This window comes from Rhodococcus sp. IEGM 1341, from assembly GCF_030056895.1.
Classification (GTDB): Bacteria; Actinomycetota; Actinomycetes; order Mycobacteriales; family Mycobacteriaceae; genus Rhodococcoides.
Genome location: NZ_JASHKV010000005.1, coordinates 182155 through 198344 on the forward strand (window position 1 = coordinate 182155; position 16190 = coordinate 198344).

Below are 16190 nucleotides of genomic sequence, written 5' to 3' on the forward strand. Positions count from 1 at the left end.
ACGGCGGGAGCCCTCCACCGCCTATAGTCGTACGACGGGTGAACGGCATCACATCTGCAGATGCCCGGGGGGAGAGGTTTCTATGCGTCGCCGAGCGTTCCGGCTGTCGATGTTCGCTGTGCCGATTGCGGTGATGGCGGCCGTGTTCGCGCCCACCGCTGGGGCAGATCCGGTTGCCGACACGATGCTGCCTGAGGCGTTGGCCGACGCGGTTGCCCGCGACCTCGGGCTGTCTCCGCAGCAATTTCTCGACCGAGCGGACGCAGCCCGCCGACTGGCCGAGTTCACCGACACCGCCGGTTCCGAAGGCGTAGCGAGGGCATGGCTGGACGAGGACGGACGTCCCGTCGTCGCGGTGGCGGACGGACCGGCCCACGCCGACGTCGCAGATGCCGCGTCGGCCAACGGTTTCGGGATCGACGCGTCGCCCATCGAGCTACCGCCGGCCATTGTCGATGCCGTCCAGCCGCTGTTGGACCTGCTCCCGTTCGATCCGTCACCGACGGCAGGCCCGATCCGTGCGAGTTCGTATCTCGGCGGTGACAGCTTTCTCGCGGGTACACCGGCCGGCCTCGGTCAGCGGTGCTCCCTCGGATTCAATGCCGTCGACCCGACGCGCGGATCGGTCAACATCACTGCGGGCCACTGCAATCCGAACACCACCGACACCGGCTCCGCGGCACTGACGGGCGCGTATCCGATGTACGGCAGTCTCGTGGGCTCGAAATTCGGAACGTTCTATCGAACGAGCCAGTCGCGCAACGATTACGCATTGATCGACATCGACGACGCCAATGCCGCCGAATTCGAGAGCAACGCCGTGCGAGTCCCCGGAGCAGGGCCACTGCACGTCACCGGGACGGTGGACCCGATCGTGGGAGCACCGGTCTGCAAATCCGGATCCAGAACCGGATTCAGTTGCGGCACAATTCTTTCCACGGGCCAGCACGTCGCGCTGGGCGACAACGTTCTGGACCGTGGCTTCTCCACCTCCATCTGCGCGCTACGCGGAGACAGTGGTGGCCCTGTCGTCAGCGGCACCCTCGCGGTCGGCATCGCCAGTGCATCGAACGTGGGCGATCAGCCGTCCTGCGAGGTCGCGACCGTCGTCAGCATGCTGCAGGGTCAGCGGCCCGAGCTGTTCGCCACCCCCATCAACGACGTACTCGCGGAGAACCCGGGCCTGACGATCCGAACGTCCTAGTGCGTGGACCGTCGCAGACGTGACAGCGCCGCGTAGCCGACTCTTCGCGCATGCGCGAACCCGGGCGACAGCTCCCATCGACGCACCAGGCCGACCAGAATCCGAGACCCGACCATGCGTGTGGGGACGCCCACCACGGCCAGCACGTCGTAGCCCGAGGTGGACCAGGACTTCTTGATGTCGTTGACACCGACGCCCAGGTCCAGCACGGTCACGTCGAGCTCGTCGTGGCTCTGGACGAACCATTCCATCATCTGATGCCCGGGTTGATACTTCGCGACCTCGGGATCGTAATGCGTCAACCAGGCTTCGAGTCGAGCTCCGGTCCGAACACAGATCTGATGCGCACGCCATCGCCCCTCGACGCTCACCCCGGAGAGGGTCAATCTCCCGGCCGCTGCTTCGCGAGCCAGGAAGTCCTTGGCCGACGCCGACGGGTCGGCGGGCGATTCCTCTGCAAGGTAGTCGGTGCGATCACTGTGGAGCGTCGACGCGGCCGCCAAGCGGGATATGTCCGCCCAGCGTCGTTCGAAGTGCTTCGCATCCCGGATGGTCTCCATCGTGAGGGGACTCCCGGCCCGCTCGGCCTGACGTCTGTACTTGCCGAGCCGCTTCAGCGAACTGTGCCCACGCACGTCCCGAGCGGTACTTCCCTCCGGCACGTCGATCACCGGAACTCGCTCCCGCACGATCGACTCCGAACGCCACCGCTGATGCGCACCGAGCGCCTCGACGGCGTTTCGATCGCCGATCATCGAATCCGCGTAGAAGATCAGACCGCAGCGGTCGACGGCATCCCACAGGACACGAGACGACGCGTCGTCCTCGCTGAGCAGTTCCGTCGGAACGCCCTGCCCGGCCCCGAGAATCTTCGCCACCTTCAGCGGACCGAGTCGCGTCACGAACATCGGGGCCAGGGCCACCAGACGCGTACCTCGACGCACGTGTACGAAGACCAGCTCACTGCCCGCAGGTCGCGGTGCATTCAACGCATAACTGCGGCGAGAAGAGAAGACCGTTCCGACTCGCTCGGCCAGTGCGTCCCACTCGTCGCGAAGTTCGTCGGACAGCGTTCTGTCCACGGCTCCAATAATGGGTTCGTAGTCGGTTTCCATGCTATTTACTTTACGGAAAGTTTAATAAGCGTGTGAAAGCACTTCTTCGTTGCACTCGATCCAACGGTGCTCGTACGGGTGCGGCGGTCGCCCGAACTCGACGCCGACCCACCCAGAACGCAGAAAACCCGCACCCTCGACGAGAGTGCGGGTTTTCGGTGAAGACTTGCTTACTTGGCCCAGACCGTGGTGCCCGGTGCCGCGTTCAGCGTGTTGATCAAGTCGATGCCTGCAACAACGAGGGTGGGTCCGCCGGCAGCGATGGTGCCGAGGATGCCTCCGACGGTGGCAGCGATGGGAATGGTTACAACCCCGCCGACACCCGCCAAGGGGAGACCGAGCAAGAAGCCGACGCCTACACCGATGGCAGTTCCGGTGAATCCACCGATCGCGGTCGCGATGCCCAGCTGCGAGGAGAAGTTCTGCTGCGCCTTGAGGTTCTCCTCGGGCGAGGCGACGGTCGTGGCGCCGATGCTGCGCGAGTTCGCCGAAGCCTTCGTGAAGTCGAGGTTCGGGATCAGACGGAGGGTCTTGCCGTTGTCGTCGACGTTCTGCTCGTACGGGAAGTTGAGTCCGCCGAGATTGAACGACAGCGGGAGAGTCACCAGGGTGTTGTCGGCGGCGTCGAGGACGTCGACCGTCTTGCCGTCGTCGGCGACCTTGAAGACGCCTGCGTCGATGGTGGTGACGATCGTGCGATCTTCGAGATCGACGGTGTAGTTGGTGTCACCGGGGGCCGTTTCATCGGCGGGCTGTGCGTACGCGGTTCCGCTGGCCAGGCCCATCGCGACTGCGACGAGGGCCGACGTGACGACCAGTTTGCTGAGTTTCATGTGGAGTTCAGTTCCGTTTCTGTGGCGTTGAGTGCTTGGCAGTACCGCTAGGCAGCCGTCAAGCGCAAAGTCACCCCGATGACTCTTTTGCGACTTTTGGTGCGCCCGAATTGTAGCGTAAGAATCGGACCGGTCGTTGTCCTTTTGTGACAGGTTCTCCACCTGTCAGTTACCCACTGTCACAAACATTTTGGATATTCGCAGCACAGCGACTCGAGTCACGTCATGCTGGGATCGGAGATGTCGATCGTTCGACCGATCGAGGAAGACCGAGCGCGTGATCCCACCGGCCCCAGGCGGCCCGTCGGCGACATCCCGCCACACGAACGGAGTAGGTAAGGACTGCCTTCTCGACAGCACCTCGACGGCCTACGCATACGGTGATCTGCGAGACAACCTACCGACGAGTTCAGCCCACCCGTCGGACGGCCTCACTTCCGCACCCACCAGCACCGCTCCACTCGGTGGTGCTAAGTTACCCGTCAGTACGGCGAAACTGCTACTGGCGAGTAACATAGTCCGTCAGCCGGCTCGACGGGCCGAACCCGCGGTAGCCCCCAGCTGCCACCTGAACGAAAGGCCGCGACATGAACGCCCTGACGATCACGTTGGGCACAGTCGGTGCTCTGCTCAGCCTCGTGTGTTGGTACGTCTTCATTCGCGGTGGCCTGCGGATGTTCAACATCGTGCGACTCGGCCAGCCGGCACCCGACCGCTGGCGACCGATAGTCCCTCGCTTCAAGCAGATGGTCGTCGAGTTCCTCGCCCACACCAAGATGGTCAAGTTCCGCACCGTCGGCTGGGCGCACTGGCTGGTCATGATCGGCTTCATGCTCGGTGCCATCGTCTGGTTCGAGGCATACGGCCAGACGTTCAACCCCGAGTTCCACTGGCCCATCATCGGTGACACCGCGGCCTACCACCTCATCGACGAGCTGCTCGGACTCGGCACGGTCATCGGCATCACCACGCTGATCATCATTCGCCAGCTCAACCACCCGCGTAAGCCCGAGCGTCAGTCGCGCTTCGCCGGCTCCGGGTTCAAAGCCGCCTACTTCGTCGAGGCCGTCGTGCTCATCGAGGGCCTCGGCATGGTGTTCGTCAAGGCAGGCAAGATCGCCACCTACGGGCATGGGAACCCGTACACGGACTTCTTCACGATCCGCTTGGCCGAGCTGCTGCCCGCCAACTCGAACATGGTCGCGGTGTTCGCGTTCATCAAGCTGATGTCCGGCATGATCTGGCTCTACATCGTCGGTTCACGCATCAACTGGGGTATCGCGTGGCACCGCTTCACCGCGTTCCCCAACATCTACTTCAAGCGCATGGACGACGGTACAGTCGCCCTCGGCCCGGCCAAGCCGATGATGTCCGGCGGCAAGGTCCTCGAGATGGAAGAGGCCGACCCCGACGTCGATGCGTTCGGCGCAGGCAAGATCGAGGACTTCAGCTGGAAGGGCTGGCTCGACTTCACCACCTGCACCGAGTGCGGACGCTGCCAGTCGCAGTGCCCCGCCTGGAACACCGGCAAGCCCCTGTCCCCCAAGCTGCTGATCATGTCGCTGCGCGACCACAGCCACGCCAAGGCCCCGTACCTGCTGGCCGGCGGCAAGAAGGACATGGCGGGCGACGAGGTCGGACTGGTCGACTCCGAGGGCAACGTCGACCAGAAGGCGCTGGACGCCATCCCGCAGAACGCTCGGGACGAGGCCGATCGCAAGCTCGTCGCCGACGCCATCGAGGGCGGCATCATCGATCCCGAGGTGCTGTGGAGCTGCACCACGTGCGGTGCCTGCGTCGAACAGTGCCCGGTGGACATCGAGCACGTCGACCACATCATCGACATGCGTCGCTACCAGGTGCTCATCGAATCGGAGTTCCCGTCCGAGCTCGCAGGTCTGTTCAAGAACCTCGAGAACAAGGGCAACCCATGGGGCCAGAACTCCAAGGACCGCCTCAACTGGATCAACGAGATGGACTTCGACATCCCGGTCTTCGGCCAGGACGCCGATTCGTTCCAGGACTACGAGTACCTGTTCTGGGTCGGCTGTGCCGGTGCCTACGAGGATCGCGCCAAGAAGACCACCAAGGCCGTCGCCGAGCTGCTCGCCACCGCAGGCGTGAAGTTCATGGTGCTCGGCGCGGACGAGACCTGCACCGGCGACTCTGCTCGCCGCGCGGGCAACGAGTTCCTGTTCCAGCAGCTCGCGATGCAGAACATCGAGACGCTGAACAGCGTGTTCGACGGTGTCGAGCAGAGCAAGCGCAAGATCGTCGTCACCTGCGCGCACTGCTTCAACGCGCTCGGCAACGAGTACCCGCAGGTCGGCGGCGACTACGAGGTTGTGCACCACACGCAGCTGCTCAACCGCCTCGTGCGCCAGAAGAAGCTGATCCCGGTGGCCTCGGTCAGCCAGGACATCACCTACCACGACCCGTGCTACCTCGGCCGTCACAACAAGGTGTACGACGCTCCGCGTGAGCTGATGGCCGCGTCGGGCTCCAATCTCAAGGAGATGCCGCGCCACGGTGAGCGGTCCATGTGCTGTGGTGCCGGTGGCGCTCGCATGTGGATGGAAGAGAACATCGGCAAGCGCATCAACATCGACCGGGTCGACGAGGCACTGGCGACCAATCCGAAGAAGATCGCCACGGGTTGCCCGTTCTGCCGCGTCATGCTCACCGACGGTGTCACCGCACGTCAGGAAGGCGGCGCGCACGAGGGCGTCGAGGTCGTCGACGTCGCGCAGCTGATGCTCGAGTCGATCACCCGCGTCGAGTCCTCGGTGCTGGGCGAGAACATCAAGGTCATCCCCCGCGAGCGCACTCCGGAGGAGAAGCTCGCGACCGAAAAGGCGATGGAGGTCGAAGAGGCCGAACGCATCGCCCCCGTCGAGGAGCCGGCCGAGGCGAAGTCCGCTCCGGCAGCTCCGGCACCCAAGGCCGGCGGCGGTCTGAAGATGAAGGGTCTGGCCAAGGCTCCGGGAGCGAAGGCACCCGGTTCTGCCACCAAGGCCGAAGAGCCTACGGAGGAGGCTGCACCCGCGGCCAAGCCCAAGGGTCTCGGATTGGCAGGCGGCAAGGCACCCGGTGGCAAGGGTCTGCAGATGAAGGACAAGGCACCCGGCGCGAAGGCGGCTGCACCTGCACCTGCCGACACTGCCGCCGAAGCTCCGTCCGCCGAGGTCTCGGAATCGACTCCGTCCGTCAAGCCCAAGGGTCTGGCCGTGAAGTCGGGCTTCAAGAAGCCGGGAGCCAAGGCACCGGGCAAGCCGGCCGAGGCCACTGCGGCCCCCGCCACGGAGCCGTCGACCACTGACGCACCTGCGGAATCGGCTTCTGCTGCAACCGAATCCAAGCCGACCGTCCAGCCGAAGGGTCTGGCCGTGAAGTCCGGATTCAAGAAGCCGGGAGCCAAGGCACCGGGTAAGCCTGCTGCCGAGGCTCCGGTCTCCGAAGCACCTGCTGCCGAGGCACCGGTTGCCGAGGCTACGGCTTCGGAAGCACCCGCCGCCGAGGCTACCGCCGAATCCAAGCCGACCGTCAAGCCCAAGGGCCTGGCCGTGAAGTCCGGATTCAAGAAGCCGGGCGCACGGACACCGGGTGCGGCAGCGGCAACACCCGCCGAGGCGTCGGACACCACCGAGGCACCCGCCGAGGCATCCGCGGCCGAGGCACCAGCCGAGGCGGCCAGCACTGAGGCACCCGCCGAGGCGGCCAGCACCGAGGCACCCGCCGAGTCGTCGGACACCACGTCCAGTGGTTCGGATGAGCGGACTCCACCCAAGCCGAAGGCCGGTGGACTCGGATTCGCTCCGGGTGCCAAGGTTCCGGGTCGCCGGAAGTAACCTCACACCCCTTTTACCGACTGCGCGCCCTTGCTCACTGCCGAGCAGGGGCGCGCACTCGTCAGTAGGGGTGTGAGGTCCACTCCCACGAGTTATCCACAGGCAGCGAGTTATCCACAATCGGCCACTGGGGGCTTGTCGAATGCGATTGCGCCCGAAAGCATTTCTTCATGACCCGCATCGTCTCGCGATCCGACGCACTCTCCCGCGGAATTTCCGACGCAGAGTTGCAGCGCTACTGCCGAACGCGAGCATGGCGTCGACTCCGTCCCGGACGGTTCGTCAGCAGAGACGAATTCGACGCCCTGCCCAGGGAAGACAAGCATCGAGTGATCGCCGAGGCCGTGTTCGACGCGACCATCGCCCCCGATGCCGTTGTCAGCCATGTGAGTGCGGCTGTCTTCCACGGTCTCGATGTGTGGAATGCCGACCTGAGCCGGGTGCACATCACGCGCAATCGCGCCCGGGGCGGAGGTCGGAGCAGTGCCGTTCGCGCAGTGCACACCTCGCCGTACACCGACGAGGAAGTCGTGGATTTCGACGGCGTTCGGGTCACCGCTCTGGCGCGCACAGTTGCCGATTGCGCTCGCTCACTTCCGTTCGAGACGGCTGTCTGTATCGCGGACTTCGCGGCGAGAGCACGCGGACTCGCTGCCGAAGATTTTGTCGCGGCACTAGATTCGTGCCCGAACCATCCGGGCAATCGGCTGGCGCGTCGGGTTGCGGAGTTCATGGACGGCCGGTCCGAGAGTGTCGGGGAATCACGCGCCCGTGTGGTGCTGCATCATCTCGGCTACACCCCACAGCTGCAGGTACCGATCACGGATTCCCGGGGCTTCGTCGGGCGCGTGGATTTCGATCTGCCCGACATCGAGACTGTTCTCGAATTCGACGGCAAGGTGAAGTACGGGCGCTACGTGCCCGAGGGTAAATCTGCGGCCGATGTGTTGTGGGAAGAGAAGCGCCGCGAGGATCGCATTCGCGCAACCGGCCGTCAGGTGGTGCGAATTGCCTGGTCGGATCTCGATCGTCCCGAGCTCGTCGACCGGATGATCCGCGATGCTGCCGACAGAGCCGGCCGACGCCACCGAGCGACCTTTCTACCGACCGCGCGCCCGTCCTCGCATCGAAATGCAGGCGCGCACCCTGCACAAGCGGTGTGAGGTTCCCGCGAACCCCCCTCGGAAGTAGCCGAATCGGACATCGTGAGTATGGTCGGACGCGAAGGCGTACCGACAAGTAGGGAGCAGGCATGACCGACGACGCGGACAAGCTCTTTCGCCGCTACGACGAGTGGTGGACGGCTCTGTCGCCGGACGACCGAGCGCACGTCGAGCAGTGTTGCGAATCCGGCCGCACCGACGAGCGCCTATGTGCACTCATCCTCGAGAACGACGGTCCGTCGAAGGCAGCGTTCGAGGTGGGCAGCAAGTTGTCCGAGGGCAACAGCAAGTACTGCGCGATCCCCAGTGCACTCCTCGAGTTTCTGGAAGCGAAGCGCGCGCACCCACCACTCAGCTAGAGGGACGCCACAGCTGCAGCTCGGGGATTCCGGGCGGCGTGAACCCCATGACCTGGCCGTAGAAGGACAGTTCGGATTCGCGTGCGTTCACCTGCGTTTCCAGTTTGCGGAACCCGTGTGACTCGCCCGCATAAGCCAGGTAGGCGTGCGGTATCCCCTTGCTCACCATGGCATCTCGGAATCGTTCGGCCTGCGACGGCGGCACGATCGGATCGTCGAGCCCCTGCAACAACAGCACTGGGCAAGAGAGTCCGTCGACGTTGTTCACCGGTGCCCGGGTTCGGTACAGATCGATGGCCTCCGGCAACGGTCCGATGAGCCCGTCGATGTAGCGCGACTCGAAGTCGTGGGTCTCGGCGACGAACAGCTCGAGCTCCGCCACTCCGAAGTACGATGCGCCGCAAGCGAACACATCGGACGACGTCAGCGCAGCCAAGACCGTCCACCCGCCCGCGGAGCCACCTTCGATCGCCAAGCGATTCGGGTCGGCGAGTCCACTGTCGGCCAGCCCCTGCACCGCGGCGATGGTGTCTTCGACGTCGACCACTCCCCACTGCCCGCGCAGCCGGTTGCGGTATTCGCGGCCGTACCCACTGGAACCGCCGTAGTTCACATCGACGACGCCGATGCCGCGGCTGGTGAAGTAGGCGAACAACGGATTCAGAGCGGGTGCCACGTGCGCCGTGGGGCCGCCGTGGACGAAGGCTACGTACGGCGGCAGTTCACCGTCCAGCCCTTCGTAGTCGGGGTTGCGCGGCGCATAAGCGATGGCGTGCACCTCACGGTTCGGCCCCTGGAACGTCACCTGACGCCCCTCGGGCAGGTATGCACTGTCGGGTACGGACTCGAAACCCGAACGCACAGAAGTCAGTTCACGAGATTCGAGGTTGAGTGCGAACAGCGCGCTTGCCACGTGTGCTCCGCCACCCTTGATCAGCACGGTCGAGCCGGAGCGCCCACCGAGCCCCACCGAGGTCATACCGTCGAGCGCGATGTCGTCCAGCACTCCGGACGCAGGGTCGAGCACCGCAAGGGTGTCGGTGCCGACGGTCCGCACGGTGAGCAGTGTCCCGTCGTCCAGTACCTCGTACCAACTCGATCCCAACCGCCACAGCGGAGCACCGAAGTCCGCGTCCAGCGTCAGCAGCGGCGTGACCGACCCGTCGAGCGTGACCGAATACAGGTTCCACCAACCGCTTCGGTCACCGATGGCGTACAGCGACTCGTCGTCGATCCATTCGGGCTGCAGCACAGATTCCTCTGTCGAGCCGAGTAGAACCGTCCAGGACGACGGATCGGCCAGCGAGGCAACGCGCAGTTCGGTTCCGTCCCATGGCATCTGCGGGTGGTTCCACGCGATCCAGGCGATGCGGGTGCCGTCGGGTGACAGTCTCGGGAACGCAAGGAAGTCCGAACCCGCCACCAGCGAGCGCACCCCGCCGCCGCCGAGATCGATGGCCACGATGTCTCGGGACACCGCGCCTGCGTCGTGCATCTCGCGAACTGCGATCACGTCGGTGCCGACCACCGAGAGGTCCGCGTACCGAATGCTCGACGCCACAGCCGGTTTCGGAGTCAGCGGCACGGGTGCGCCGCCGGGGGTGAGTCGGTAGACGCGTTGATCGGAGAACTCGGCGAACACCAGGTCGCCGTCTGCCGTCGCAGTCCAGGCTCCCCCGCCGTATTCGTGGACGCGGGTGCGGGCGTTGAACGGTGCGGGCAGAACCGGCTTCACTTCTCCGTCGACATACCGGCAGATGGCCGTTCGGCCTTGTTCGGCGGGCCGCAGTTCCGACCACCAGATCTCACTGCCGACGAAGCGCCCGCCCTCGACGGGGTGGCCCGCCGACGACAGATCTGCTGCGGTGATGGGCGAGGGCCAGGATCCGAAGGCGAGAGCAGTCACGCCGTCCACCCTAGTGAACTGACGTGCACGTAACGCGTTGTTCACCGGCCCTTCAATCATGACCCGGATGATGGGAGTCGAGTAGCACTAGGGGGACACCATGCGCCGGACCACTACCCATTCGGTGGACCACGAAATTCTGACCTTCGGCCGAACCTGGCGGGGATACGGCGGTGGCAGCGACGAGGACATCTACGTGGCATTCGGCATCGACGCGCGTACCTACTTCCAGCGATTGCGTCGCATCCTGGATTCGCCGGTCGCCGAGGACCTGTCCCCGGACGAGCGGTCCGCGATCGCCGACATCTGCCGATTGCGCCTCGGCTGAGCAGCTACACCGGCACCAACAGTTCGGGACTGTTGTTCTTCACGCTGTTGACGGCGGTGCTCACCTCGTAGGGCTCGAGCCGCGGCTCGGGGATGGCCGCCAACAGATCCTGCACGTCGCCGAGATCGGTCACAGTGGGGTCGAGCCAGCTCGAGCGCAGCTCCGGCGGAAGCACCACCGGCGAGCGATCGTGAATGTGCCCGAGCGCATCGGCTGCAGGCGAGGTGAGCACGGTGACCGACCAGACCCACCGATCCTCGTCGTCCTCGGCCTTGGTGGGGTCTCGCCACAGCTCGTACAGGCCGGCCATCGCGAGCACGCCTTCCGTATGCAGGAAGTACGGCACTTTGCCGCCGTCGCGCTTCTCCCATTCGTAGTAGCCGTCGGCGGGCACGATGCATCGTCGACGGCTCGCCGCCTTCTTGAACGACGGCTTCTCGGTGATGGTCTCCGACCTGGCGTTGATCAGTCGAGAACCGATTTTGGCGTCTTTCGCCCACGAGGGGATCAGGCCCCAGCGCACCGACCGCAGTTGTCGCACGGCGTCGGCCTCGGGTTCGTCCTTCGGCGCGCGCTCGATCACCGTCCGGACCGTCTGGGTGGGGGCCACGTTGTACGACGGCGGCACCTCCGCACCGACGGTCTCGGCGATGTCGAAAACCGCCTGCAGGTCACTGTCACTCCGGGTACTGGCATACCGTCCGCACATGGAACGAGATTGTTCCACCCGCCACCGACATGTCGGACGAAACAACCTCGTGGAATTACGTGGCACCCACCTGGCACGATGTGACGGGTGACCACTCCGCAGATCCACTCCCAGCCGCGTTACCGCACGTTGCAGCAGTCGACCAAGCTGCAGAACGTGCTGTACGAGATCCGCGGACCGGTACACGCCCATGCCGCCCGGCTCGAGGCGGAGGGGCACCGCATCCTCAAGCTCAACATCGGTAACCCTGCCCCGTTCGGGTTCGAGGCCCCCGATGTGATCGTGCGGGACATGATCGCGGCGCTGCCGGTGGCACAGGGATACTCGGAATCGAAGGGCATTCTGTCCGCTCGGCGCGCCATCGTCACCCGATACGAGCTCGAACCGGGTTTCCCCGAGCTCGACGTCGACGACATCTATCTCGGCAACGGAGTCTCCGAGCTCATCACGATGACGATGCAGGCCTTGCTCGACGACGGTGACGAGGTACTGATCCCGGCCCCGGACTATCCGCTGTGGACGGCGATGACGACACTGTCCGGCGGCAAGGCCGTGCACTACATGTGCGACGAGGAGAACGGGTGGAACCCCGATCTGGCCGACATCGAGTCCAAGATCACCCCGAAGACCGTCGCCCTGCTGGTGATCAACCCCAACAACCCGACGGGCGCGGTGTACTCGAAGGAGGTGCTGCAGGGCATCGTCGATCTGGCGCGCAAGCATCAGCTGCTGTTGCTGGCGGACGAGATCTACGACCGGATCCTCTACGACGACGCCCAGCACACCTCGCTGGCGAGTCTGGCTCCCGACCTGCTCTGCCTGACGTACAACGGACTGTCCAAGGCGTATCGAGTGGCCGGTTACCGCGCCGGCTGGCTCGCGATCACCGGACCGAAGAAGCACGCCGCAGGATTCATCGAAGGTATCGACCTTCTCGCGTCGACGCGACTGTGCCCCAATGTGCCTGCGCAACATGCCATTCAGGTCGCACTCGGTGGCTATCAGAGCATCGAGGATCTGATCCTGCCCGGCGGCCGTCTGCTCGAGCAGCGCGACGTCGCATGGGAGAAACTCAACGCGATTCACGGCGTCTCGTGCGTCAAACCGCGGGGTGCGCTGTACGCGTTTCCGCGACTCGACCCCGAAGTACACGAAATCTACGACGACGAAAAGCTGGTCCAGGACCTGTTGCTGCAGGAGAAAATCCTCGTGGTTCAAGGCACCGGATTCAACTGGCCCGGCCACGATCACATCCGCATCGTGACTCTGCCGTGGGCGCGAGACCTGGCGGTGGCGATCGAGAGGTTCGGTAACTTCCTCGCGTCGTACAAGCAGTGACGCCGGAAGTTACTCGAAAGTAGTTGAAAGTGATGCACAAAACATCGGCGTGATCCCGCCTCGGCGACGAATGATCTGTACATTGGCGGACGGCACTTCGGTGCCCGCGAGCCCTGGTCGTCCCCTCCCCCCCGGGTCGGTCAGGTGGTGGCGGGGGACGCCCCCCTGCTCCCCGCCACCGAGCTCCTCGCATCTGTCACCAACCTGGCCCCGTACTAGCCTTGCATGGTGGAACCACACGGCAATCCTCCCGACGGCACCAAGCCGAGCCTCGACTCCTACGCTGGCCACGGGCACGGGCACGGCCACAGCGATACTCCGGTTCCGTTGGGACCGGTGGCGGCCAAGGTGGTCGTCGGACTGTTGGTCGCCATTGCCATCGCCGTGATCGGTGGTGCGATCGCTCTGTGGCCGAGCCAGCAGAGCGTCGACATCCCGTTGCCGTTCCAGACCTCCGGCGGTGGCGCAGTGTCCACCGAGGCGGGCACCATCACCTCGCAGAGCATCGGGCCCTGCGGAAGTCCCGACGCCGGAAGACCGTTCACCGGTGACCCGACCCCCGCGGTGAACGACTCCTACGAATGCCAGCGCAGCATCGTCGACATCACCACGGGCGAGGACGCGGGCAAGCGCACGGTACTCGAGATCGCTCCGGGGCCCGGGCAACCGACTCTGAGTGCCGGCGAGGACATCCGGTTGGTCGTGCAGACCGACCCTGCCGGTGGAGTCCGCTACTCCTTCAACGACTATTCCCGCGGGCTACCGTTGGCGCTGATCGTAGGCGTGTTCGCCGTGGTCATCTGCGTCGTCGCCCGCTGGCGGGGATTCCGCGCACTGGTCGGCCTGCTCATCGCGTTCGCCGTGCTGGTCGTGTTCATGCTGCCCGCCCTGCTCGACGGTGCACCCGCCATTCCGGTGGCCCTCGTCGCCGGTGCGGTGATTCTGTATGCCGTGCTCTATCTGGCGCACGGGGTGAACCTTCGGACCAGCTCGGCGCTGCTGGGCACCCTCACCTCGATGGCGGTGGCGGCAGTGCTGTCGTACGTCGCCATCCGCATGACCCACCTGACCGGATTGTCCGAGGAACAGAACACCGCCGTACAGACGTACATCGGCAACGTCAGCGTCACCGGTCTACTGTTGGCCGGCTTCATCATCGGCTCGCTCGGTGTGCTCAACGACGTGACGATCACGCAGGCGTCCGCGGCTTTCGAGCTCGCCTCGGTGGACGAGACGGCGTCGCGGCGCGAGATCTTCACCGCCACGATGCGGGTGGGTCGCGATCACATCGCCAGTACCGTCTACACCCTCGTGCTCGCCTACGCCGGTGGCGCACTGCCGCTGCTGCTGCTCTTCAGCGTCGCCGACCGGTCCATCCAGGACGTGCTCACCGGCGATTCGGTGGCCATCGAGATCGTCCGCTCCGCAGTCGGCGGTGTGGCGCTTGCCCTGTCGGTTCCGCTGACCACGGCGATCGCCGTGCTGTTGGCCCGCCCCATCAACGTGGGCGGGCCCTCCAACCGAGCGCAGCGCCGGGCGACGGCACCCACCCGCAAGAGCAGGCGCTCCGGCCGTCACAGCGCGTGAGCGGCTCCGCCGCATGTGAGCAGAACTTCGTAGCAGGAGCCGAACTTCCGTGCACGTGCGGCGCAGCCGCTCAGGCGAACGCAGCGGCGACGGTCTCCGACAGCAGTGCACCGTTGTGCGTGCTCAGGCCGGCTTTGAGACCCGGGTCCGCCTCGCAGGCAGCTTCCCAGCCCTTGTCGGCGAGTGCGACGACGTACGGCAGGGTGGCGTTGGTGAGCGCGTAGGTGGACGTGCGCGGTACGGCACCGGGCATGTTGGCGACGCAGTAGAACACCGACTCGTGCACCTTGTACGTGGGATCGGCGTGGGTGGTGGCGTGCGAATCCTCGAAGCAGCCGCCCTGATCGATGGCGATGTCGACCAGAACCGAACCCGGCTTCATACGCTGAACCAGACTGTTGGACACGAGCTTCGGTGCCTTCGCTCCGGGCACCAACACTGCGCCGATGACGAGATCCGCTGCGAGAACGGCCTGTTCGAGCTCGTAAGCGTTGGATACCAGAGTTTTCACCGCACCGCGGTACTGATCGTCGATGGCGCGCAGCGCCTTCACATCGAGATCGAGCACGGTGACGTCGGCGTGCATGCCGAAAGCGATTGCGGTGGCGTTCCTTCCGGACACGCCGGCTCCGATCACCACGACGTTGGCGGGGCGGACTCCGGGAACTCCGCCCATCAGAACTCCGCGCCCGCCTTCACTGGACATCAGGTGGTAGGCACCGGCCTGCGGCGCGAGGCGTCCGGCAACCTCACTCATCGGGGCGAGCAACGGCAGGGAACCGTCTGCAGCAGTGACTGTTTCGTAGGCGATGGCGGTGGTACCCGACTCGAGCAGCGCATCGGTGCACGGCTTGGACGCCGCGAGGTGCAGGTAGGTGAACAGCACCTGCCCCTTCCTCAGGCGTGAATACTCCTCGGCGATGGGTTCTTTGACCTTCAACAGCAGGTGCGCAGACTCCCAGACCTCGGCGACATCGGTGAGAATCTGCGCTCCGGCGGCCTTGTAGTCGGTATCGGTGAACGACGAACCGGCTCCTGCCTCGGTTTCGATGATCACTTCGTGTCCTCGCGAGACCAGTTCGTGCACGCCTGCCGGGGTGATGGCCACCCGGTATTCGTGGTTCTTGATCTCGCGTGGAATTCCGATCTTCATGGCGGCCTCCTCGGTGGCGGGTGATGTGAAGCCGGGGCTCCATCCGTGTAGGCCAACTATGAATTATCTACGAAATACCCGCAACGGAAGTGAATATAATTCTGTACAATCCCAGAATGGTGAGCAATAGTTCGTTCGAGACGGGTGAAGCGGGGTCTCGGTCGAACGATGTTCGGTCGGTGCCACTGGACCGAATCGACCACATCCTGCTCGACGAGCTCCGCCGCGACGCCCGTACACCAAACAACGCGCTCGCTGCCGCGGCCGGGATCGCACCGTCGACCGCACTGGCGCGGGTTCGTGCTCTGGTCGAACGCGGCGTCATCCGCGGCTTCCACGCCGAGATAGACCCCGAGGCACTCGGCCAGGGCATTCAGGCCATGATCTCGGTTCGGCTGCAAGCAGATGCTCGACGACGCATCAGCGAATTCGGTTCGAAGATCGCCTCACGGAAGGAGACGCTGAACATCTACTTCATTGCCGGTGCGGACGACTTCCTGGTGCATGTGGCAACCGTCGACACCGCCACTCTTCGCGACTTCGTCGTCGAGAATCTCAGCGCCGACCCTGCTGTGGCCGCTACCGAGACCATCCTGATCTTCGAGCACATCAGGCCGCGAAACACTCACGGAGAGAAGTGAATCGGG

Annotated in this window: 13 protein-coding genes; 8 read left to right on the forward strand and 5 right to left on the reverse strand. The window is 64.9% G+C overall.

Translation table 11 applies throughout. From position 1 onward, the window contains the following. The first annotated feature begins 82 nt into the window (after positions 1–82). Positions 83–1204, forward strand: coding sequence for a S1 family peptidase (locus tag QM615_RS13915; protein WP_283347417.1), 1122 nt, complete (start codon positions 83–85; stop codon positions 1202–1204). Here the strand turns inward: QM615_RS13915 and QM615_RS13920 are convergent. Continuing rightward, positions 1201–2319: a GNAT family N-acetyltransferase gene (locus tag QM615_RS13920; RefSeq protein WP_094686902.1), complete on the reverse strand. Its 1119-nt coding sequence runs from the start codon at positions 2317–2319 to the stop codon at positions 1201–1203. The genes QM615_RS13915 and QM615_RS13920 overlap by 4 nt on opposite strands. A gap of 170 nt (positions 2320–2489) precedes the next feature. Then, on the reverse strand, positions 2490–3152 hold the full coding sequence (locus tag QM615_RS13925; protein WP_094686903.1) for a DUF8020 domain-containing protein: 663 nt from the start codon (positions 3150–3152) through the stop codon (positions 2490–2492). A gap of 587 nt (positions 3153–3739) precedes the next feature. On the opposite strand from QM615_RS13925, the gene QM615_RS13930 reads away from it, so the two are divergent. The 3 genes from QM615_RS13930 to QM615_RS13940 all read left to right on the forward strand — a co-directional run bounded on the left by QM615_RS13930 (position 3740) and on the right by QM615_RS13940 (position 8522). Then, positions 3740–7000, forward strand: coding sequence for a (Fe-S)-binding protein (locus QM615_RS13930; RefSeq protein ID WP_283347418.1), 3261 nt, complete (start codon positions 3740–3742; stop codon positions 6998–7000). A 170-nt stretch (positions 7001–7170) separates the two neighbouring features. After that, positions 7171–8163 carry a type IV toxin-antitoxin system AbiEi family antitoxin domain-containing protein gene (locus tag QM615_RS13935; protein ID WP_269594990.1) on the forward strand — a complete coding sequence of 331 codons (993 nt, stop codon included), beginning with the start codon at positions 7171–7173 and terminating at the stop codon, positions 8161–8163. 89 nt (positions 8164–8252) lie between these two features. Next, a complete protein-coding gene (locus QM615_RS13940) occupies positions 8253–8522 on the forward strand; it encodes a hypothetical protein (RefSeq protein ID WP_068055411.1) in 270 nt (89 codons plus the stop codon). On the opposite strand, the gene QM615_RS13945 is transcribed toward QM615_RS13940, so the two are convergent. Next, on the reverse strand, positions 8515–10428 hold the full coding sequence (locus tag QM615_RS13945) for a dipeptidyl-peptidase 5 (RefSeq protein ID WP_283347419.1): 1914 nt from the start codon (positions 10426–10428) through the stop codon (positions 8515–8517). The genes QM615_RS13940 and QM615_RS13945 overlap by 8 nt on opposite strands. A 100-nt stretch (positions 10429–10528) precedes the next feature. Here QM615_RS13945 and QM615_RS13950 point away from each other — a divergent pair, with 100 nt between their 5' ends. Further along, a complete protein-coding gene (locus tag QM615_RS13950; protein ID WP_149407371.1) occupies positions 10529–10756 on the forward strand; it encodes a DUF3263 domain-containing protein in 228 nt (75 codons plus the stop codon). Between the two features lie 4 nt (positions 10757–10760). Here the strand turns inward: QM615_RS13950 and QM615_RS13955 are convergent, their stop codons facing one another. Next, complete coding sequence (locus QM615_RS13955; RefSeq protein ID WP_269594992.1) at positions 10761–11465, reverse strand: SOS response-associated peptidase; 705 nt, start codon at positions 11463–11465, stop codon at positions 10761–10763. An 87-nt stretch (positions 11466–11552) separates the two neighbouring features. On the opposite strand from QM615_RS13955, the gene QM615_RS13960 reads away from it, so the two are divergent. Both QM615_RS13960 and QM615_RS13965 read left to right on the forward strand, forming a co-directional pair. Beyond that, positions 11553–12803: a pyridoxal phosphate-dependent aminotransferase gene (locus tag QM615_RS13960; protein ID WP_094686906.1), complete on the forward strand. Its 1251-nt coding sequence runs from the start codon at positions 11553–11555 to the stop codon at positions 12801–12803. A 225-nt stretch (positions 12804–13028) separates the two neighbouring features. After that, positions 13029–14390, forward strand: a complete 1362-nt coding sequence (locus QM615_RS13965; protein WP_269594993.1) for a YibE/F family protein — start codon at positions 13029–13031, stop codon at positions 14388–14390. 70 nt (positions 14391–14460) lie between these two features. On the opposite strand, the gene ald is transcribed toward QM615_RS13965, so the two are convergent. Beyond that, positions 14461–15543, reverse strand: coding sequence for an alanine dehydrogenase (gene ald, locus QM615_RS13970; RefSeq protein ID WP_269594994.1), 1083 nt, complete (start codon positions 15541–15543; stop codon positions 14461–14463). 116 nt (positions 15544–15659) lie between these two features. Between ald and QM615_RS13975 the strand changes: the two genes are divergently transcribed. Further along, complete coding sequence (locus QM615_RS13975) at positions 15660–16184, forward strand: Lrp/AsnC family transcriptional regulator (RefSeq protein ID WP_068055430.1); 525 nt, start codon at positions 15660–15662, stop codon at positions 16182–16184. The last annotated feature ends 6 nt before the right edge of the window (positions 16185–16190 follow it).